This window comes from Chryseobacterium sp. GW823-FHT05E08 (assembly GCF_058795655.1).
The window spans coordinates 755,129-777,226 of record NZ_JBXAHY010000002.1 but is presented as its reverse complement, the minus strand read 5'-3'; the positions used below and the strand labels follow the sequence as shown (position 1 = coordinate 777,226).

The window sequence follows — 22,098 nt, the reverse complement described above, 5'->3', positions numbered from 1 at the left end:
TGACTATTTAAAATTTAATATCAAAACCTATTGAATAAGTTTTTACAATTGGATAAGTATAAGCGTAGTAAGATCCAGGTACATAATTAGCTGTATTTTCGCTTAATCCAACAGCAGCTTCTGGATCTCCTTTAAATTTAGTCCACACATAAAGATTCTGACCTTGAACATATACTCTAAACGAGTTGATGATAGAGTTTTCTCCTAAGAACGATTTATCAAAAGTATATCCTACACTTAAGCTTCTGAATCTGATATAATCTGTTTTTTCTAAGAAATAATCAGTAGTCGTTAACCCTTGATCTGTTGGAGCAGGAAGTACATTTGTATCCCCTGGCTTCTGCCAAAAGTTTGTAGCATCTGTACTCTTATTGCTTGTATATTGAGCAGGATCTAATCTGTCTAACTCAGCATAGTTAAGAGCCCAACCTCCAAATTTATATGAGAATTCAGCGCTAATATCGAATTTTTTATAGCTAAATGATGTTCCAAATCCTCCAAATACTTTTGGAAATGGAGATTTATCTGTAATATTCTGAGCATCTGAAGTATTATAAACATTCGTTGCTTTTCCTCCTTCTAAATTATAGAAAGTTTCACCTGCATTTGCAGTCGCTCTATTTGTGTAGTATAACGCCTCCCCATTAGCCGGGTTAACACCTGCATATTTAACTAATTTAAACAGGTAAGGTATTTCACCAACAACCAAAGCACTATTTCCATAAGGACCAGTTACTCTTTCTGTTTCACCATTTTTTAATGCTAATAATTTATTTTTAATACTAGCTATGTTCCCATGTAGGTTCCATGTAATACTACTATTTTTAATAACATCATAAGATAGTTCAGCTTCGATTCCTTTATTCTCTAAATCACCAACATTGGCATATTGTGCATAACCTCCAGTAACATCAGATCCTGAAACCTGTTGGATAAAGTCATTTCTCTTTGTGATAAAATATTCAAATGAACCTCTTAATCTACTTCCGTATACGAAATCTACTCCATAATTCTGCATTTTTGCAACCTCCCATTTTAAATCAGGATTTCCAGCAGTTACCACATAGTTTGTTGGTGCAGCTCCGTATAATCCAAAAGAAGCATAATCAATATTTACATAATCAGGAAGTGGAGCATCATTTCCTACAGTACCGTATGAAGCTCTTAATTTCAATGTAGTTAATTTAGTATTAGCTAAGAAATTTTCTTTAGCAATATTCCATCCACCACTTACACTCCAGAATGTACCAAATTTATTATTTTCACCAAATCTTGAACTACCATCTCTTCTGATTGAACCACTTACAAAATATTTTTTCGCGTAGTTATAGTCTAATAATCCAGCAAATGAACTTAGTGTATAAGTAGTCTGAGTACCAGTTGTTGTAAGAGGAGTTGCGTAGTTTGTTAATTGGAATGGACTTAATAAAGCGTTATTTAAGTTTTGTTTTGCAGCAGTCATCGTATTTGATCTACCATTGTAGAACTCATGAAATGCAGTTGCACTAACATTGTGCTCTCCAAAACTCTTATCAAAGTCTAATCTATTATTGATTGTATAATTAAAAAGATCATTATTACCTTGAGATAACCATCCATTTGGATAACCTAGAATACCTCCTAATGTAGATCCTGGGAAAATAGCGGACCAACCTTTTAGTTGCGCATAAGTTCCTAATGCAGTTGATCTAAATTTTAAGAAATCAAATAGTTTATATTCTGCAAAGATACTTCCGTTTAACCTAAGGTTCTTATTGAAGTTTGGATTTGTATGTACAGCTTCCAAGAATGGGAATCCAGCAGACGTTTGGTTATACGACCCATCCGGGTTAAATACTGTCTCATATGGATTTGCAGCATACATAAAAAGGAAAGGATTCTGAGCATTATAGTTATCTCTTTGATTTTCTACAATTTGATACTGTAATGATGTATTCAATCCTAATTTTAATCTGTCAGATAATTGGCTTTCAAAATTAAATCTTGCTGTATATCTCTTTAAACCATCTAAATCACGAATAATACCTGAGTTATGGTCATAACCTAATGAATAATAGTATAAATCTTTTTTAGTACCTCCACTAGCACTAAACAAATATGACTCTTCTGATGAACTTTTCGTTACATCATTTTGCCAATTATGATTTAATGCAGATAGTTCGGCAATTTCTTCAGGCGTTCTCTGCCCTATACCTACTCCATCCGCAACTGAATTCTCCCAATTCAATTTATGGTTAGCGTCCATCATTTGGAAATTAAGCTCCTTATCAGAAACTTTTTTAGAGAATCCAAATCTAGTCTGGAACATATATGTTGGCTTACCACTAACACCTTTTTTAGTTGTAACCACTAGAACACCACCTGCTGCACGAGAACCGTACTGAGCAGTAGAAGCAGCATCTTTCAAAATAGTTACAGACTCAACGTCACTAGGGTTCAATGCATTATACTGAGCTATTGAAGAGTACATTCCATCAATAACAACTAAAGGATCTGAATTTGATAATCCAGAAAAACCTCGTATTTGAATCGATCCACCATCACCTGGCTTACCACTATTAGCCTGTACAAAAACCCCAGGAGCCTTACCCTGAAGCATGTTTGTCATAGACAAAGTTGATTGTTGTTCAGAGAACTCTTTAGAAGAAATAACAGATTGAGCCTGAATAATTTCATCAGCCTTTTTAGTACGGTAACCTGTAACTACAACCTCTTCGATTTGCTTTTCTTTAGGTAGAGTATCATTTTTAGCCTTTTGCGCGAAAGCTGTTTGTCCTAAGAAAAACAAAGCTCCAGCACTTAATACACGTAGTTTAACATTCATATTAACAAATTTTAATATATTTTAATGGGCAAATATGTTAATAAATATTAACACTTGCAAGTTTTTTAACTATATATGTGTTACTTTTTTTTAAGGGAAACTCTAAATTTCCTATAAAATAAATAGGATTCAACAATAATAGGCAGTTATTATTTCATAAAATGTATTTTTTTCATATCAAAAAAAACATTTAACATATTTTTTTTAAAATTTTAAATATTATTTAGAATTATTATAAATTAAAATCATTTAAGAAATAAAAAAACCACTTTATAAAAAAGTGGTTTTCATATAGTTAAAAACTATTTATTTCAATTTCTTCTTAACAGCAACTTCTTCGTAAACTTCTAGAATATCACCGTTTTCGATGTCATTATAACCTTTTAAGTTCAATCCGCACTCGTAACCTTTTGTTACTTCTTTTACGTCATCTTTAAAACGTTTTAAGCTTTCAAGCTCGCCATCAAATTTCACGATACCGTCACGAAGTACTCTTACTTTAGACTGTCTCGTAACTTTTCCTGAAAGAACCATACAACCTGCAATTGTTCCAACTTTAGAAATCTTGAAGACTTCTCTAATCTCAACATTACCAATTACCTGTTCTTTAATTTCAGGAGAAAGCATACCTTCCATTGCTTCTTTAACTTCGTCAATAGCAGCATAAATTACAGAGTATGTTCTGATCTCGATTTCTTCTCTATCTGCCAATTCTTTAGCATTACCACCGGCTCTTACATTAAATCCGATAATAATTGCATCTGAAGCAGTTGCTAGGTTAACGTCAGACTCAGTGATCTGTCCAACACCTTTATGAAGAATGTTTACATTGATCTCAGCAGTAGATAATCTCTGTAACTGATCTGATAATGCTTCAACTGAACCATCCACGTCACCTTTCAAGATAATATTCAATTCCTTGAATTCACCTAGAGCAATTCTTCTACCAAGTTCTTCAAGTGTTGTATGTTTCTTAGTTCTGATAGAAAGTTCTCTTTGAAGCTGCTCTCTCTTGTTAGCAATAGTTTTAGCTTCACCTTCATCTTCATATACTTTAAACTTATCACCAGCTGTTGGAGCTCCGTCTAATCCTAAAATAGTTACCGGAATAGATGGGCCTGCTTCCTTAAGGTTTCTACCTCTTTCGTCAAGCATTGCTTTTACCTTACCGTGGTTTTTACCTGCAACAACATAATCACCAACTTTTAAAGTACCTGTTTGTACTAAAATGGTAGCAACATATCCTCTTCCTTTATCTAATGAAGCTTCAATAACAACACCTTGAGCATTTCTATCTGGATTAGCCTTTAAATCAAGCATTTCCGCCTGAAGTAATACTTTTTCTAATAAAACATCCATGTTATTACCAAATTTCGCAGAAATCTCTTGTGCCTGAACATTTCCTCCCCATTCTTCAACTAAAATATTCATTCCAGAAAGTTGTTGACGAATGTTATCAGGATTTGCGCTCGGCCTATCCACTTTATTCAATGCAATAATCATTGGTACACCTGCAGCCTGTGCGTGAGAAATTGCTTCTCTCGTTTGAGGCATCACATCATCATCTGCCGCAATTACAATAATTGCAATATCTGTAACCTGAGCACCTCTGGCTCTCATCGCTGTAAAGGCTTCGTGACCTGGTGTATCTAAGAATGTAATTCTCTGACCATTTTCCAATTTCACGTTGTAAGCACCAATATGCTGTGTAATACCTCCAGATTCACCAGCGATAACGTTTGTTTTTCTGATGTAGTCAAGTAATGACGTTTTACCGTGGTCAACGTGACCCATTACTGTAACGATTGGAGCTCTTGGAGAAAGATCCTCCTCAGTATCCATATCTTCTTCAGATTCTACCTCTTCTAGGTCAGCATCTGAGAATTCTATTTTATAACCAAATTCGTCTGCAACTAATAATAAAGTATCAGCTTCAAGTCTTTGGTTCATTGTTACCATTACTCCTAGAGAGAAACAAGCAGAAATTACTTCTGTTGCACTTACATCCATCAAACTTGCCAATTCTCCGACAGTAATAAATTCTGTAACTTTTAATGAAGTATCTCTTGCATCTGCTTCCTGCTGACGCTCATCTTGTTCTCTACGGTAAGTTCTTTTATCTTTTCTGTGTTTAGCAGATTTAGATTTACCTCCTTTATTGGTTAATTTCTCAAGGGTTTCCTTGATCTGGTTTTTAACTTGCTCGTCGGTTAATTCAACAGGCATTGTTCTTTGACCAGGTCTGTTGTTGTTTCCTGGGCCGCCTGGGCCTTTTTTGAAACCACCACCTTGTCCTGGAGGACGGTTACCTTGGTTATTTCCAAAACGAGGACCACCTTGACCACCTTGTCCCGGTGGACGGTTTCCTTGACCACCTTGTCCTGGAGGACGGTTCCCACCTTGTTGGTTGTTTCCTTGCCCTGGAGGACGGTTTCCTTGAGGACCGCCTTGGTTGTTATTATTTCCTCCTTGTTGATTGTTTCCTGTGTTTGGCTGATTAGGGCCACCAGGTTTTTCAATCCTTTTTCTTTTCTTTTTAGCCCCAGAATTTGGTTTTGGTGCAAACTGACTTAAGTCGATTTTTTCACCAACAATTTTAGGTCCATCAAGTTTTTGATAAACCGTTTCAATTTTTTGAGACTCTTGAGGTTGTTCAGCTTCTACTATTTTAGGCTCAGCTTTTACCTCAACAGGTTTAGCTACGGGCTCTACAACGGGTTTTGGAGCTTGTTTCACAGGCTCAACTGGTTTTTCCTCCGCTTTTTTATCTTCCACTTTAGGTTTATCTTTTTTTACAGGTCTATTTCTAGATTCTATCTGAGACAAGTCTATTTTATCCAGAACTTTGAATTCCTGTTTTTCTTTTTCAGGAGCTGCCTTCACTTCTGGTTCAGGTGTTGGCGTTGGTATTGGGGTTTGTGGCACTACTACTTCTTCAACTTTCTTTTCTTCTACCACTACCGGTGCTACTGCTGCTGGAGCAACAGGAACTTCTTCAACTTCAGGCTTTTTAGGCTCCAGGTCTATTTTACCTAAAATCTTAGTTTCCGGTTTATTAGCTTTAGCTCTTATTACTTCAGGGGTTTTCTTTTCTTCAATTTCCAGTTTTTCTTCCGGAACTTTTGTGATCACCACCTCATGGGAAGCTTTACGTTGCTCGCCATCTTTGGCAAACTCAGCTTCCAATGCAGAATATGCCGCTTCTTCTAATTGAGCGTTAGGATTGCTTTCAACCTCGATACCCTTAGCCTGTAAAAATTCTACTAATCTGGACATCGAAATATTGAATTCCTTAACCGCTTTATTTAATCTTATTTTTGGCATCTATTATATTTACTATTTTTTTAATTCTTAAAATTAAAGTATTTCTTTTTACTGATTATTAAAATTTATTTAAAAATCTTAACTTTCGAATTCTTCTCTTAGAATACGTTTAACATCTTCAATCGTCTCCTCTTCCAAGTCAACCATTTTAATAAGACTTTCTGTATCTTTATCTAATACTGATTTCGCAGTAGTAAGACCTACTTTCTTAAATTCATCCAGAATCCACTGTTCGATATCGTCATTAAATTCTCTCAATTCAACATCATCATCTTCGCTAGACTCTCTAAATACATCAATTTCATATCCCGTTAACCAAGAAGCCAGTCTGATATTCTGTCCTTGCTTACCGATAACTTTAGAAATCTCTTCAACTGGGGTATAAACCAAAGCATAATTGGTTTCCTCGTTGATGTCAATTTTATTGATGGTAACATTTCCTAAAGCTCTCTTCACTAAAATCTCAGGGTTTTTAGACCACTGAATAACATCGATGTTTTCATTTCTCAACTCTCTTACAACTCCGTGAATTCTTGATCCTTTTACTCCTACACAGGCACCAACAGGATCTATTCTGTCATCATAAGCATCTACTGCGATCTTCGCCTTTTCACCAGGAATTCTTACTACCTTTTTCAACATAATAGTACCGTCTTGGATCTCAGGAATTTCCAGCTCTAATAACTTCTCTAGGAATTTAGGTGCAGTTCTGGAAATAATAATCTGAGGTTTTGAACCTTTAAAATCTACTGATTCTACAATAGCTCTGATATTTTCACCTTTTTTAAAGAAATCGGAACTGATCTGATTTTCTTTTGGCAAAATAAATTCATTCTCTTCATCATCCAACAAGATCACATGTTTGTGACGGATGTGGTGAATTTCTCCAATTACGATCTCACCGATTCTGTCTCTAAACTGCTCGTACAACATTGCGTTGTTGTGCTCCTGCAATTTAGTCGCTAAAATCTGCTTCAAAGTAAGGATATTTCTTCTTCCTAACTGAGCAACAGGAATTTCCATCGTAAAATCCTCACCCACTTCGAAAGTAGGGTCTATTTTCTTCGCCTCAGAGATTTCGATTTCCAAATCATCGTCTTCCGACATTTCGTCCTCTACAATCGTTTTATTTAAAAATATCTGAAAATCTCCTTTATCCGGGTTCACAATTACATCAAAATGATCATCTGAATCAAATCTTTTTCTCAAAAGAGTCTTCAGTGAATCTTCAATAATCGCCATAAGATCAATCTTACTGATCCCTTTTTCGTCTTTAAAATCACCAAAGGATTCAATCAACGCTATATTATCCATTTATTCTTTTTTCTTTTTAAAATTTAATTGCTACTAATGCTTTCTTAATCTCAGAGTAAGGAATTTCTTTTTCCTCCTCCACATCTACTTTACCTTTACCTACTTCTTTCGGTTTTCGGTAACGTAAAATAAGAGTGATCTTTTCGTCGTCTACTTTAGACAGTTCACCCTCAATCTCAGAAGAATCTGTAAGTAAAACTTCGATGTCTCTTCCTAGATTTTTATTGAATTGTCTTGGAGTTGCCAATGGCTCGCTTAATCCCGCAGACATCACCTGTAAGCTGAAATCATGTTCTTCGCGATCCATATTGAATTCTATTGCACGACTCGCATCAAGGCAGTCTTGCAAAGTAACTCCGCTGTCTCCATCCAAAATCACCGTAATATCATCCCCTGCCGAAAATTTTAAATCAATAAGAAATAAATCTTTTCTTGTGTCAAGGAATTCATTTAATAATTCTTCAATTTTTTTTCTAAACTCCATAAATAATATTAACCTTGGTTTACCTGTACGAAAAAAGGCTTTCTTCCGAAGCCTTCTCATTTTTTTCCGTAAATCCAATGCAAATATACAAATTTTTTCTAAAAAAGCAAAATCTCTTATAATCAAGCAGGTAAGTTAATATAGATTTACATTAAATTAAAAGTCGTGATGAAAGTATTTTTACTATTTTTGTCCTGAATTTTTAAAAACATACATTTTGAATATAACGATTGTAGGTACAGGTTATGTAGGATTAGTTACAGGAACTACCCTAGCAGAACTTGGCAATTCAGTATACTGTGTAGATATTGATGAAAAAAAAGTAGAAGGTATGAAAAACGGCGTAGTTCCCATCTATGAGCCGAACCTTGAGGAAATGTTTCTTAGAAACATTCAATCTGAAAGATTATTTTTCACTACCAATTTAAAAGAAGCCTTAGACAAAAGTGAAGTTGTATACTTAGCATTACCAACTCCTCCGGGAGAAGATGGTTCTGCAGATCTTTCTTACGTTCTGAAAGTTGCGAATGATATCGGCGAATTAATGACAGAATATAAAGTTGTTGTTAATAAAAGTACCGTTCCCGTTGGTACTGCAGACAGAGTAAGCGAAGTAATTGCGTCAAAAACAAAGATTCCTTTTGACGTAGTTTCTAATCCTGAATTTTTAAGAGAAGGCTTTGCTGTTGAAGACTCAATGAATCCCGCAAGAGTAGTTGTAGGATCAAGTTCTGAGAAAGCGAAAGATATTATGGCTAAAATTTATCAGCCATTTACCAACACTGGTATTCCTATTATATTTATGGATGAGAAATCATCTGAATTAACTAAATATGCGGCCAATTCTTTCCTAGCTGTGAAAATCACATTTATGAACGAAATTGCAAACTATTGTGAAAAAGTAGGTGCAGACGTTGATAAGGTAAGACTAGGAATGGGAAGTGACGACAGAATCGGTCACAGATTCTTATTCCCTGGAATCGGATATGGTGGAAGTTGTTTTCCTAAAGATGTAAAAGCATTAATAAGATCAGGAAAACAGGAAGATTTCAATTTCCAAATCTTGGAAGCGACTGAAAATGTAAATATTGCCCAAAAAGTAATTTTAGTTTCAGAAATTGAAAAATATTTCGGAGGAAGTGTTGAAGGAAAAACAATCGCCATGTGGGGATTAGCTTTTAAGGCCAATACAGACGACATCCGTGAAGCTTCTTCGTTAGATAACATTGATCTTTTACTAAAAAAAGGCGCGAAAATTGTTGCATACGATGCTGTTGCTGAAAATAATGTTAAAAAAATCCTTGGCGATAAAATACAATACGCTAAAGGAATGTATGATGCCTTAGAAAACGTAGATGCTTTATTTATCGCAACAGAATGGCCTGAGTTTAAGAACCCAAACTTTGAACTGATGGCTAAAAAAATGAAAAATAAAGTTATTTTTGACGGAAGAAATATGTATCCATTGGAAATCCCGGAACAAAACGGATTCCATTATAAGAGTATAGGAAGAAAGACCATTTCAAAATAATCAGATGAAAAATATAATTATTACCGGAGGAGCCGGATTTATAGGATCCCACGTTGTAAGAGAATTTGTGAAAAATAATCCCAACACAACTATCATTAATCTTGATGCTCTTACTTATGCCGGAAATCTGGAAAATTTAAAAGATATCGAAAACGAACCTAATTACGTTTTCGAAAAAGCAGATATCACAAACCCGGAAGAATTAAGAAAAGTATTTGAAAAATACAATCCTGATGCTGTAGTTCATTTAGCCGCAGAAAGTCATGTTGACAGAAGTATTACAGATCCAATGGCGTTTATTAATACTAATGTAAACGGAACTGCCAACCTTCTTAATCTTTGCAAAGAATTCTGGACATTAAACCCAGATCATACGCACGGAAGATTCCCTGATGAAAAAAGACAAAACTTGTTCTATCACGTGTCAACCGATGAAGTGTACGGAAGTTTAGGAGAAACAGGATTTTTCTTAGAAACAACAGCTTACGATCCACAATCTCCATATTCAGCTTCAAAAGCTGCTTCTGATCATTTGGTTAGAGCGTATGGAAACACTTACGGAATGCCTTTTATCGTATCAAATTGTTCAAACAATTATGGTCCGAACCATTTCCCTGAAAAGTTAATTCCACTTTGTATTTCAAATATTATCAATGAAAGACCTTTACCAATCTATGGTGACGGAAAATATACAAGAGACTGGTTATATGTGATTGATCACGCAAAAGGTATTCATCAAATCTTTAATGAAGCTAAAACTGGAGAAACTTACAACATTGGAGGTTTCAATGAGTGGCAAAATATCGACTTGGTGAAAGAATTAATTAAGCAAATGGATGCCAAATTAGGAAAGCCTGAAGGTCATTCTGAAAAATTAATCACTTTTGTAAAAGACAGACCGGGGCACGACAAACGTTATGCGATCGATGCTACTAAACTTAATGCAGATCTTGGATGGAAGCCCTCAGTAACTTTCGAGGAAGGTTTAGGAAAAACAATCGACTGGTATCTTGAAAATAAAGAATGGCTTGAAAATGTAACAAGCGGAGATTATCAGAAATATTACGATAATCAATACAATTAAACACACAAAATGAAAGGAATAATATTAGCCGGAGGTTCCGGAACAAGACTTTACCCTCTTACAATCGCCGTAAGCAAGCAACTAATGCCTGTTTATGACAAACCGATGATCTACTACCCTCTTTCAACATTGTTGTTGGCGGGAATTAAAGACATCTTAATTATTACAACTCCACACGATCAGGCAGGATTTATCAAGCTTTTAGGTGATGGTTCACAAATTGGATGTAACATAGAATATATCGTTCAGCCGAGCCCGGATGGTTTAGCCCAAGCCTTTATTTTAGGTGATAAATTTATCGGTGATGATTCTGCTGCCTTAGTTTTAGGTGATAATATTTTCTACGGTTCCGAAATGGGAACTTTATTGAAAAACAAGACCAACCCTGACGGAGGTGTTGTTTTCGCTTATCACGTTGCAGACCCTGAAAGATATGGTGTTGTAGAATTTGACAAAGACTTCAAGGCCGTTTCCATAGAGGAAAAACCTACAACCCCAAAATCAAACTACGCCGTTCCCGGCCTATATTTTTATGATAATGAGGTTGTAGAAATCGCTAAAAACATACAGCCTTCTCCAAGAGGTGAACTTGAGATCACTGATGTAAATAATGTTTATTTAAGCAAAAACAAGCTTGAAGTAGGTGTTCTTGACAGAGGAACCGCTTGGTTGGACACAGGAACATTTGATTCTCTGCATGATGCGTCGGAATTCGTAAGCGTTATCGAAAAAAGACAAGGCTTCAAGATAGGCTGCATCGAAGAAATTGCTTTCAGAAATAAATTTATCAACGAAGAAAAGCTATTAGAAACTGCCGTAAAATATGGCAAAAGTGGATATGGCGAATATCTTAAGCAACTGGTAAAATAAACAGAACGATATTAATAATTACGAAAACTATTGACTTTATGGTCAATAGTTTTTGTTCATAACGATATTTTTCAATACATTAGTTGTTATTTTTAGGTCAATATGAAGAATAATTCATAATCTAAAAATTTTCGGATAAATTAATTATTATAAATTTGCATAAATTTCTACACAGATGAATGAACCACAACAAAAGTGGACAGAAACAATAGGTTCCAGCCATTCTTTATTTGATTTACAATTAAAAGAAGTCTGGAGGTACAAAGACCTTATTTATATGTTTGTAAAACGAGACTTTATATCAAGTTTTAAACAAACTATTTTAGGTCCAATTTGGTTTTTTGTCAATCCCATTTTTACGACAATTACCTATTTGATTATTTTCGGCAGATTTGCCAAGCTTCCTACTGATGGAGCTCCGGGTATATTATTTTATCTTGCAGGGGTTACATTATGGAATTATTTTTCAGGATCCTTACTAGGAACATCCAGTACATTTACAGGAAATGCAAATATTTTTGGAAAGGTTTATTTCCCAAGGCTGGTTACCCCTATTTCAATTGTAATCTCAAACCTGATGCGTCTTGGGGTTCAGTTTATTTTATTTATAGTTGCTTGGATTTATTATCTTGCTAATAAAGAAATCACTCCAAACTGGTGGATATTGGCAACTCCTTTTCTATTTATTCTCATGGCTTTATTTGCTTTAGGTGTCGGAATGATATTCTCTGCACTTACTACCAAATACAAAGATCTAAGTATGTTACTAGGTTTCGGTATAAGCTTATATATGTATGCAACGCCCGTTATCTATCCTGTATCTATGCTCCCTGGATATTTTAAAAATTTAGCTAAATTTAATCCGCTAACCGGTATTTTTGAATGTTTCAAATATGGCTGGCTTGGTGTTGGGGATTTTTCACCTACAATGTTAATAGTAAGTACAATTATAACGATCATTCTTCTATTTATAGGTATTGTTACCTTCAATAAAGTAGAGAAAACATTTATGGATACAGTATAATTGAACTAAAAACACTTGATAAAAATTAAAATTTAAAAACATGCTAGCTTTAAAAGCAGAAAACATATCAAAACAATATCGTTTAGGACAAGTGGGAACAGGTACTCTTTCTCATGACCTTAATAGATTTTGGCATAAAGTAAGGGGAAAAGAAGATCCTTATTTAAAAATTGGAGAAGCTAATGACAGAACCTCCAAGGGGAATTCTGAATACGTTTGGTCTCTTCGTGACATTGATTTTGAAATTCAACAAGGTGATGCCGTAGGAATTATTGGAAGAAATGGTGCCGGAAAATCGACTTTACTAAAACTGTTAAGTAAAGTTACAAAGCCCACTACCGGAACAATTCATACTAACGGAAGAATTGCTTCTTTGTTGGAAGTAGGAACAGGTTTCCATCCTGAAATGACAGGGCGCGAAAATGTTTATCTTAATGGAGCAATCCTCGGGATGACAAGAAAAGAAATCACAAGAAAATTTGACGAAATTGTTGCCTTTTCAGGCGTAGAAAGATATATTGACACTCCCGTAAAAAGATACTCTTCAGGGATGTATGTACGTTTGGCATTTGCTGTTGCAGCTCATTTGGAATCTGAAATTTTAATCGTAGATGAAGTTTTAGCAGTAGGTGATGCCGATTTCCAGAAAAAATGTCTTGGAAAGATGGGAGACGTTACCAAAGGAGAAGGAAGAACGATTTTATTTGTAAGTCATAATATGACTGCTATAAAAGAGCTTTGCACAAAAGGAATTTTGCTTAATCAAGGACAATTGGTATATTCTGGTAATATTATTAATACGATTACTGAATATCAAAAAAATAACGAGCAAAGCTCACACTTTTTACATGAAGGTCCTTTAGAAACCGCTCCGGGAAATGAAAATATCAGAATTTTAGAATTCTCCGCAGAACCAAACGAAGGATCATTGATTGATATAGAATCTGGTGTACGAATAAAACTAAGGTTTTTTAATTATAAAGCAGGAATAAATTTAGATACTACTTTTGAATTAAGAACTTATGAAGAAGTAGCTATTTTCCATACCGGAACTTTGATTTCTACGAACAATAATTCTGAAGCTAAGGAATATTCTGTAGAATTTACTCTTCCAAAAAACCTTCTCAATGCAGGAAATTATTACTTTAAACTTATTTTCGGAGAAGATCAGAGAATTCCGCTATATGTTGCTCCAAACCTTATTGGTTTTGAAGTTGAAAACGTAAAATTAGGGCAAAATTTGAATCTCCTTCCAGGAATCATAAGACCACAATTAGATTTTAAAATCTTCTAACATGGATCCAAAAATAATAAATCTACCGAAAATTTTAGATAAACGAGGAAATCTCTCTTTTTTTGAACATCCTAATCAATTACCCTTTCAGATAGAAAGAACATATTGGATTTATGATGTACCGGGCGGCGAGGTCAGAGGAAGTCATGCATTCAAAGAACAGCAAGAATTTATCATTGCACTCTCAGGAAGTTTTGATGTAATAATACATGACGGAAAAGAAGAAAAATCATTTTCTCTAAACAGATCTTATTACGGGCTATATGTTCCGAAAATGTATTGGCGCAAATTAGAAAATTTTTCTACCAATTCGTTAGCACTGATAGTTTCAGATAAGACTTATAATGAGAGTGATTATATCAGAGATTTTGATGAATTTAAAAAATTGGCAAATGAAAAATAACCTTTCTGTATTTGACTGCAGCACTATAGATTTAGGCAAAATTAATTTTGACGAAGGTAATCTTACAGTCGTTGAGAATAACTCTGGATTTCCATTCAACATAAAAAGAATTTTTTATTTATATGATATCGCAGGCGGAGAAAGCAGAGGAGCTCATTCTCACAAAGAATGTCATCAGTTTCTAATTGCCGCAAGCGGAAGTTTTGAAGTTTCATTGGATGATGGAAAATTCAAAAGACAGATTTTTCTTAATCGCCCCGATTTAGGATTACACATTCCTCCAGGAATATGGGCTTCAGAAATTAATTTTTCTTCCGGAGCCATTTGTCTTGTTTTAGCTTCTCATCAATACAATGAAGCAGATTATGTAAGAGATTATTCAACTTTCTTAAGCTTACAAAATGAAAAATAAAATTCATGATTTAGCAGATGTGCAAACAGAAAACATAGGTGAAGAAACCATGATTTGGCAGTTCTGCGTTGTTTTAAAAGGTGCTAAAATTGGTAATAATTGTAATATTAACTGTAACGTCCTTATTGAAAATGACGTAGTTATAGGAAATAATGTTACCATAAAACCAGGAGTACAGGTTTGGGATGGAGTAACATTAGAAGACAATGTATTTATTGGCCCCAATGTTACCTTTACTAATGATTTAATCCCTCGATCTAAGCAATATCCATTAGAATTTAGCAAAACTTTGGTAAAGAAAGGAGCTTCAATTGGAGCAAACTCTACCATTATCGCAGGAAATACTATTGGAGAAAGTGCTTTAATTGGTGCAGGAAGTGTTATCACAAAAGATATACCTGCAAACACTGTATGGTATGGAAATCCTGCTAAACACCGAGGTTTTATAACTAAAGAAGGAGTTCTTTTAAATCTAGATTTAAAGGACGAATCAGGAAAAGAATATATTTTTGAAGACACACAATTAGTTGTGAAAAATCCCGGCATATAAAGACTATTTAATATTACACAAATGGAATCAAAAAAATTATCTTTAATTCTGCTTTCTTATTATAGTGAACACCGAATTCTGGGAGTTTATAGTAATATTAAAAAATTACTGAACGAACACAATATACCATTCGAGTTTATTATAGTTGATGATGGTTCTAAAGATAATTCATATCAAGTAGCTTTAGATTTAGAAAAGCAAGAGCCCAATGTAAAGGCTTTTCAATTGAGTAAAAACTATACAAGTCATTATTCAATTTTCGCAGGACTTTCTATTTGTGAAGGTGCGTGTGCATTGCCTATTGTAGATGATGAGCAACAGCCTTATGATACTATCGTAGACATGTACAATCTATGGTTAAAAGGAGAAAAAATCATTATTCCTCACAGGATTACTCGAGATGATGATTGGAAAAGCAGTCTCTTTTCTGAAACATATTACAAAATAATGAATCAATTAACGGAGGTTCAATTTCCTACCGGAGGTGCTGATCTATTTTTTATTGACAGAGAAATTATTGATATACTTAATAAAAAGATCCATCCCATAAACACATCAACGGTTATTGAAATTTTAAGGTTAGGTTTTAATCCCTATTTTTATGGATATCACAGACCTTTGGGAGTCAACGAAAAGTCTCGTTGGACGTTGAAGAAAAAAATAAGACTAGCAAAAGATACTTTTTTTTCGTCTTCATCATTTCCTATCAAATTTATTTTTAACCTTGGACTTTGGGTTTCTTTGATCTCATTTTTAATGATCATTTTTTATTCTTACATCAAATTGTTTGGTGATCCTTATTGGGGAGATATGTTGCCAAAAGGATGGACAAGCATCATACTTTTCATATCATTTTTTGGAGGATTAATTCTATTTTCATTAGGAATTATTGCAGAATATATTTGGAGAATTTTTGAAGAAGTGAAAAATCGTCCAGGATACATTATTAAAAATAAATAGCACCTTTTTAATTCTAATTAATAATGTTGAAAAATATAAAATCCATTCATTATCTGTTATCCATTTTCTTATTAAGCTTATTATATGCTTTTATAAGTATGGATACTCTTCCTTTTAAATATGCTGACATTTTTGATGAAAAAAATTACGTTGCGATCGTAAAAAACTTCTCTCATCTTCTTCGCTCTCAAACTTTTACACCGTATTACAATTCAAGACTATTAATTCCTGCAATAGGTCATTGTCTATTCCGGATTTTAAATATTGAATATACTTTAACTAATATTGAAGCTGTATTTTTAGCATTAAATTTTTTAAGTATTATAGTTGCAATTTATTATTATTTTAAAATAGTTCAAATAAAAAAATATTCGCAAAACACGACTATTCTTGGTTTCTGCTTTTTATTTGTTAATTTTTTTATTTTAAAATTTTCTAATTTTTATCCAATTTTAATGGATGTTTTTGGCTTCACATCCGGCTTAATATTATATTATTACTATCTCGCTAAAAACAAGGTTAAGTTTTATACTTCTCTATTGATTTTCATGTTTATTTTTCCAACAACAATTCTTATTGTTTTGGCTCTGATTACGACTAATTTTATTGTTTTTAATGAAAAAGGTATTGAGATTAAAAAACATATTAAAACTTATAGGTTAGTTATATTTATTCCTATTATTTCATCATTACTATACTTTTATTATCATAATTATGACCTGTTGATTCTAAAAACTGCATCTGATTTCAGTATACAGTCAGCAGCTGGATTAATCCCGGTTACAATATTCTTACTGGGTGGTTTTATTTTTCTCGCTCTGAAATATATTTTACCTTTATTGGATAAAATTTATTTAAATTTAAAAGGTTACTATTCATCACAGTTTATTTTTCCTGTTGGTATATTAGTTATCTATTTTCTGGTTAGTAAATATTTAAGCTTTAATTTCCATGGACAAAATACACTTTCGTTAGAAAAATTCTCGTTTAATATAGCCCAACAGGCGACCTCATTTCCATTAAAGTTTTTAATAACCCATTTTATCTATTATGGAGTTTTTATAATTTTTATCTTATACTTTCATCGAATCTTTTTTTCCTACATGAGAAAAACAGATTCTTTTCAAAAAATTATACTAATTATCTTCATACTTTTCTCTTTAGGAACAGAAACTAGGCAATTTTTGCAGCTATACCCTTTCGTTGTCATTCTATTTTTAGATTCTATTAAAGAATATAAATTCGACACCAAATTACTGATAGGCATATTTGCATTTCAATTGGTCTGGTCGCGTTTTTGGTACACCATTAATTCACCAAAAGGCTTTTTAACAAATGCTTTTCCAGGGCCTAATTTTTTAGAATTCCCTTCACAACGTTATTTTCAATTTCAGGGACCTTGGCTATCTACGAATAATTCAATGATATACGGCAGTATTTTATTAATTACTTATATCATATTCAGAAAAATATTAAAGCTTTATCTTGCCGAGCCTCAAAATAATACTATGATTAAGGATTCTGAATAATTTATATATTTATAAACACTTTTAAACTAAATAAAAATACATCAAATGATAAAGTTTCTCGACTTACAAAAAATAAATTTACAGTACCAAGAAGAAATTGAAACCCAACTTTTAGAAGTTTTCCGTTCTGGATGGTATCTGATGGGAGAAAGATTGGCAAATTTTGAAAAAAATCTTTCCAACTATATTGGAGCTAAGCACGCTATTGGCGTTGCTAATGGTCTAGACGCATTACGCCTTATTTTAAGAGCATATATTGAGATGGGAGTAATGAATATCGGAGACGAAATAATTGTACCTTCAAATACATATATTGCTTCTATATTGGCAATTTCAGACAATGGTTTAGTTCCCGTTTTAGTAGAGCCAGATATTAATACATATAATATAGACATTACTAAAATAGAAGAAAAAATAACTTCTAAAACCAAAGGAATCCTTATTGTACACCTTCAGGGAAAAATTGTTTTTTCTAATGAATTGAAAGAAATAGCCCAAAAGCACAATTTAAAAATCATCGAAGATAATGCACAAACCATCGGGGCAAAATGGAATGGCATACGATCTGGAAACTTAGGTGATGCAGCTGGATTTAGCTTTTACCCTGGTAAAAACTTAGGAGCTTTGGGTGATGCAGGAGCCGTGACAACTAATGATGATGAGCTGGCAAAAGCAATTAGAACTTTAGCAAATTATGGTTCTAATCAAAAATATGTCAATATTTATAAAGGTTTGAATTCAAGATTAGATGAAATTCAAGCTGCTGTATTAGACGTAAAATTAAAATATATCGATACAGAAAATGAAACCAGAAGGCTTATTGCCAAACGTTTCATTAATGAAATCACTAATCCTGAAATAGTACTTCCTGAGTATCCCGAAAATGAGGAAGAACATGTTTGGCATGTTTTCGTTATAAGAAGTGAAAAGCGAGATATACTTCAAAAATATCTTACGGAGAACGGAATACAGACGATTATTCATTATCCTATTCCGCCTCATAAACAAGAAGCATATAAAGAATGGAATACTCTTTCTTTTCCTATTAGCGAGAAAATCCATGAAGAAGTTTTAAGCTTACCCATCTCTCCTGTAATGACTTTGGAGGAGGTTTCAAAAGTTATAGATATTTTAAATAATTTTTAATCAATATTTTTTTGAAAAGAAAAATTTAAGTAAAATAAATATAAGTAATCATTAGAAAGTCCCTATTTTGGAAAAAAAAGATTTAGTAAGTATCATTGTCTGCAGCTACAATCAAGGAAAATATATCACGGAATGCCTTGATAGTGTTAAAGCACAGACCTATCCGAACATTCAGCTTATTGTTGCAGATGATGCTTCACCAGATAATTCTGTTCAGGTTTTTGAAAACTGGCTTTCAGAAAATAATTATCCGGCGATTACTAATTTTCACAAAAAAAATACAGGTCTTGCCACTGTTCTTAATGAATGTATAGAGCTTATAGAAGGAAAATATGTAAAAGTTATTGCAGCTGATGATTTTCTCCATCCCGAAGCCATAGAAAAGTGTGTGGCAGAATTGGAAAAATCAGGTCAAGATTACGGAATGGTATTTACCGACACTTATGGAATTGACGAAAACTCAAACAGTATTCCCGATATTGCAGACTACAACTCATTAGGAAATATTGATAAAGATGATTTTAGAAAATTATTAATAAAAGGTAACAGAGTTGCTGCATTAACAGTTGTAATGAGAAAAGAAGCTTTGATAAAAACCGGAGAATATAAATCTGACTATTTAGTCGAGGACTATTACCGATGGCTGAAAATCAATACCTTATATTACATTGCCTATATTCCTGAAAAGCTGGCTTATTACAGAATTCATGGAGAAAATATTTCTACATCTAAAAAACAAAGAATTGATACTGAAACATTGATTCTCCAAATGATGTTCGATAAAAACGGCGATGCAAAAGATAAAATAAACGACAGAACACAGAAATCCTATTTTACCGGAGAAGAAATTTCATCAGAATATAGTAAGGCATATCAAAAATATCCTTATCATATTAAAAGATTAAAAATCGCTATACAGTATAAATTGCCTGTTGTTCTGTATAAATTTTTAAGTAAAATTATTTAGAAATGAATCCAAGAATTTCCATTATCGTTCCATGCTACAATCAGGCTGAATATCTTGATGAATGCCTGCAGACAGTTCTTGAGCAAACATATCAGGACTGGGAATGTATTATTGTAAATGATGGTTCTCCTGATAATACAGAAGATGTTGCCAAGAAATGGACTGAAAAAGACAATCGTTTCAAATATCTGCATAAAGCAAACGGAGGCTTATCTTCCGCAAGAAATGCAGGAATAGAAATAGCCAATGGAGAATGGATCTTACCTTTGGACTGCGACGACAGAATTGGAGATCAGTATTTGAAACTTGCAGAAGAAAAATTTAACGACGGCTATACTGTTATTTATTGTAAAGCGGAGTTTTTTGGTACAACAGATGAATCCTGGAAATTAGCTGATTATAATTATGACCATCTATTATTAGAAAACCTTATTTTCTGTACTGCTTTTTTTAAAAAAGAAGATTGGAAAGCTACGAAAGGTTATGATTCAAATTTAATCTACGGAAAAGAAGATTGGGACTTTTGGCTGTCTATTTTAGACGAAAAAAAGACGGTTCTATGTTTAGATTACTTAGGTTTTTTCTATCGTAGAAAAGAAGAATCTATGGATGTTGAAATCAATCAAAATAAAGCTAAAAAAGACTTTTCATTAAATTATATCTATAAAAAACATTTAGAAAAGTACCTTCCAAAAGATATGAACGCTATTGATAATTTTATACAGCAAAAAAACATCGAAAGAAGCCTAAACTTTTACAATCAGATCGTTAATAAAAATTCAATTAATAAATTTTTGTTTAAATTAATTAATAAAACACCTTAAAATGCTCTCTATTATAATTTCATCATATCAGCAACTCTATTATGATCAGCTTGTTAAGAATATTAACGAGACGATTGGTGATGGTATTGTGTATGAAATTATACAAATGTGGAATCCTAATGTAATGAGCATCACAAAAGCTTACAATCTTGGGGCAGAGAAATCACAATATAATAATCTTCTGTTTATTCATGAAGATCTGATTTTTCACACACAGAATTGGGGTGAAAAATTAATCGCTCATCTCAACAAAGAAAATGTTGGAGTTATTGGTTTAGCAGGTTCATCTTATGTTCCCGCGGCACCTGCAAGCTGGACAGTTGCAGAAAAATATAATTTTATAAATATTTTACAGGGCAGCAAAGAAAATATCCAATCGGTTTATATAAAAACCACACAGCAAAATATGACTGAAGTATTTGCTGTTGATGGTGTTTTTATGGCAATTAAAAAAAGGGATTATTCTGAGATTAAATTCAATGAGGATTTATCCGGTTTTCACGGATATGACCTAGATTTTAGTCTTAGATGTTCAAAAAAATTCCAAAATTATATTGTTGATGATATTCTGATCGAGCATTTTTCAAAAGGAAATCAAACTAAAGAATGGTTTGACACTAATATAAAAATCAAGCAAAATTTAAAATTTAATTTTAATAAAAAAAATGATTCCGAAACCGAAAAAAATAACTTTTTAGGATTTCTCTATAAATATTTTGAATATTATCTTATTAATAAAGAAAATATGCTTTTCACCTTAAAATTTTATCCGCTAAATAGAATTAATTTTAAAGATCATATTGTAATCGCAAAAAAGTATTACCATTATCTAAAGTATGCTTCGGATATTAATAAAAAACTAAAGCCTTAAAAATAACATAAATGATTATAGGAAACGGACTTATCGCAAGCTCATTAAAAAATATAGATTCAGAGGACATGCTGTTCTTTGCTTCCGGCGTTTCAAACTCCCTCGAAACCAGAAGCTCTGAATTTGAAAGAGAATTCACTCTTTTAAAAAATGCTTTAGAAAATAATCGCGACAGCAAGCTTATTTATTTCTCTACATTAAGTATTAATGATCAATCTAAACAAAACAGTCATTACGTTTTGCATAAAAAGGAAATTGAAAATTATATCCAGGAAAATTCTGAGAATTACCTAATCCTGAGAATCGGAAATATTGTCGGAAAAGGAGGAAATCCAAACACTCTTTTCAATTATCTGAAAGCACAGATCTCTAACAGTAATAAGTTTGCATTGCACACTAAAGCAAGAAGACTATTAATAGATATCGATGATATTGCTCTATTTTTAGACACTAACTGTTCTCAAATAAAAAACAAAACAATTAATTTTGCGTATCCTTATTACTATGATCTGAAAGAAATCATTAATGCCATCCAGCTAAAAATGAATAAAAAAGCAAACTTTGATGAAGTAAACGAAGGAGATTTTTATAAAGTGGATTTTGATGAAAATACTAATAATTTTTTCTCAAAAACTACCTCCGAAGATTATATGAAGGTTCTGACAGAAAAATATATCTAAAATCAAA

The 22,098-nt window shown here is 33.0% G+C and carries 19 protein-coding genes; 15 read left to right on the top strand and 4 right to left on the bottom strand.

What is annotated here, in order from left to right; all coding sequences use genetic code 11:
• Positions 1–7: 7 nt before the first annotated feature.
• The 4 genes from AC1Q7L_RS09505 to rimP form a co-directional block, all read right to left on the bottom strand.
• Positions 8–2,824: a SusC/RagA family TonB-linked outer membrane protein gene (locus tag AC1Q7L_RS09505; protein ID WP_492305218.1), complete on the bottom strand. Its 2,817-nt coding sequence runs from the start codon at positions 2,822–2,824 to the stop codon at positions 8–10.
• A 306-nt stretch (positions 2,825–3,130) separates the two neighbouring features.
• Complete coding sequence (infB, locus tag AC1Q7L_RS09500) at positions 3,131–6,148, bottom strand: translation initiation factor IF-2 (protein ID WP_492305217.1); 3,018 nt, start codon at positions 6,146–6,148, stop codon at positions 3,131–3,133.
• 78 nt (positions 6,149–6,226) lie between these two features.
• Positions 6,227–7,462 carry a transcription termination factor NusA gene (gene nusA / locus AC1Q7L_RS09495; RefSeq protein ID WP_066753336.1) on the bottom strand — a complete coding sequence of 412 codons (1,236 nt, stop codon included), beginning with the start codon at positions 7,460–7,462 and terminating at the stop codon, positions 6,227–6,229.
• Positions 7,463–7,478: 16 nt separating this feature from the next.
• A complete protein-coding gene (gene rimP / locus AC1Q7L_RS09490; RefSeq protein ID WP_492305216.1) occupies positions 7,479–7,946 on the bottom strand; it encodes a ribosome assembly cofactor RimP in 468 nt (155 codons plus the stop codon).
• Between the two features lie 217 nt (positions 7,947–8,163).
• Here rimP and AC1Q7L_RS09485 point away from each other — a divergent pair, with 217 nt between their 5' ends.
• The 15 genes from AC1Q7L_RS09485 to AC1Q7L_RS09415 all read left to right on the top strand — a co-directional run bounded on the left by AC1Q7L_RS09485 (position 8,164) and on the right by AC1Q7L_RS09415 (position 22,091).
• Positions 8,164–9,477 (top strand): UDP-glucose dehydrogenase family protein, encoded by a 1,314-nt coding sequence (locus AC1Q7L_RS09485; protein WP_492305215.1) that lies wholly within the window; start codon positions 8,164–8,166, stop codon positions 9,475–9,477.
• Positions 9,478–9,481: 4 nt separating this feature from the next.
• Positions 9,482–10,561: a dTDP-glucose 4,6-dehydratase gene (gene rfbB / locus AC1Q7L_RS09480; protein ID WP_492305214.1), complete on the top strand. Its 1,080-nt coding sequence runs from the start codon at positions 9,482–9,484 to the stop codon at positions 10,559–10,561.
• Positions 10,562–10,570: 9 nt separating this feature from the next.
• Positions 10,571–11,431 (top strand): glucose-1-phosphate thymidylyltransferase RfbA, encoded by an 861-nt coding sequence (gene rfbA / locus AC1Q7L_RS09475; RefSeq protein ID WP_492305213.1) that lies wholly within the window; start codon positions 10,571–10,573, stop codon positions 11,429–11,431.
• Between the two features lie 175 nt (positions 11,432–11,606).
• A complete protein-coding gene (locus tag AC1Q7L_RS09470) occupies positions 11,607–12,455 on the top strand; it encodes an ABC transporter permease (protein ID WP_492305212.1) in 849 nt (282 codons plus the stop codon).
• Between the two features lie 40 nt (positions 12,456–12,495).
• Complete coding sequence (locus AC1Q7L_RS09465; protein WP_492305211.1) at positions 12,496–13,749, top strand: ABC transporter ATP-binding protein; 1,254 nt, start codon at positions 12,496–12,498, stop codon at positions 13,747–13,749.
• A gap of 1 nt (position 13,750) precedes the next feature.
• Positions 13,751–14,152 carry a sugar 3,4-ketoisomerase gene (locus tag AC1Q7L_RS09460; protein ID WP_410691406.1) on the top strand — a complete coding sequence of 134 codons (402 nt, stop codon included), beginning with the start codon at positions 13,751–13,753 and terminating at the stop codon, positions 14,150–14,152.
• A complete protein-coding gene (locus tag AC1Q7L_RS09455) occupies positions 14,142–14,564 on the top strand; it encodes a sugar 3,4-ketoisomerase (protein ID WP_410691407.1) in 423 nt (140 codons plus the stop codon). The genes AC1Q7L_RS09460 and AC1Q7L_RS09455 overlap by 11 nt, the downstream gene beginning before the upstream one ends.
• 19 nt (positions 14,565–14,583) lie before the next feature.
• Positions 14,584–15,114 (top strand): acyltransferase, encoded by a 531-nt coding sequence (locus tag AC1Q7L_RS09450; protein ID WP_492329382.1) that lies wholly within the window; start codon positions 14,584–14,586, stop codon positions 15,112–15,114.
• Positions 15,115–15,135: 21 nt separating this feature from the next.
• Positions 15,136–16,074 (top strand): glycosyltransferase, encoded by a 939-nt coding sequence (locus tag AC1Q7L_RS09445; RefSeq protein ID WP_492305210.1) that lies wholly within the window; start codon positions 15,136–15,138, stop codon positions 16,072–16,074.
• Positions 16,075–16,100: 26 nt separating this feature from the next.
• Positions 16,101–17,603 carry a hypothetical protein gene (locus tag AC1Q7L_RS09440; protein WP_492305209.1) on the top strand — a complete coding sequence of 501 codons (1,503 nt, stop codon included), beginning with the start codon at positions 16,101–16,103 and terminating at the stop codon, positions 17,601–17,603.
• Between the two features lie 45 nt (positions 17,604–17,648).
• Positions 17,649–18,749: a DegT/DnrJ/EryC1/StrS family aminotransferase gene (locus AC1Q7L_RS09435; RefSeq protein ID WP_492305208.1), complete on the top strand. Its 1,101-nt coding sequence runs from the start codon at positions 17,649–17,651 to the stop codon at positions 18,747–18,749.
• Between the two features lie 67 nt (positions 18,750–18,816).
• A complete protein-coding gene (locus AC1Q7L_RS09430; protein ID WP_492305207.1) occupies positions 18,817–19,716 on the top strand; it encodes a glycosyltransferase family 2 protein in 900 nt (299 codons plus the stop codon).
• Between the two features lie 2 nt (positions 19,717–19,718).
• A complete protein-coding gene (locus tag AC1Q7L_RS09425; RefSeq protein WP_492305206.1) occupies positions 19,719–20,540 on the top strand; it encodes a glycosyltransferase family 2 protein in 822 nt (273 codons plus the stop codon).
• 1 nt (position 20,541) lies between these two features.
• A complete protein-coding gene (locus AC1Q7L_RS09420) occupies positions 20,542–21,411 on the top strand; it encodes a glycosyltransferase (RefSeq protein ID WP_492305205.1) in 870 nt (289 codons plus the stop codon).
• An 11-nt stretch (positions 21,412–21,422) separates the two neighbouring features.
• Positions 21,423–22,091: an NAD-dependent epimerase/dehydratase family protein gene (locus tag AC1Q7L_RS09415; RefSeq protein ID WP_492305204.1), complete on the top strand. Its 669-nt coding sequence runs from the start codon at positions 21,423–21,425 to the stop codon at positions 22,089–22,091.
• The last annotated feature ends 7 nt before the right edge of the window (positions 22,092–22,098 follow it).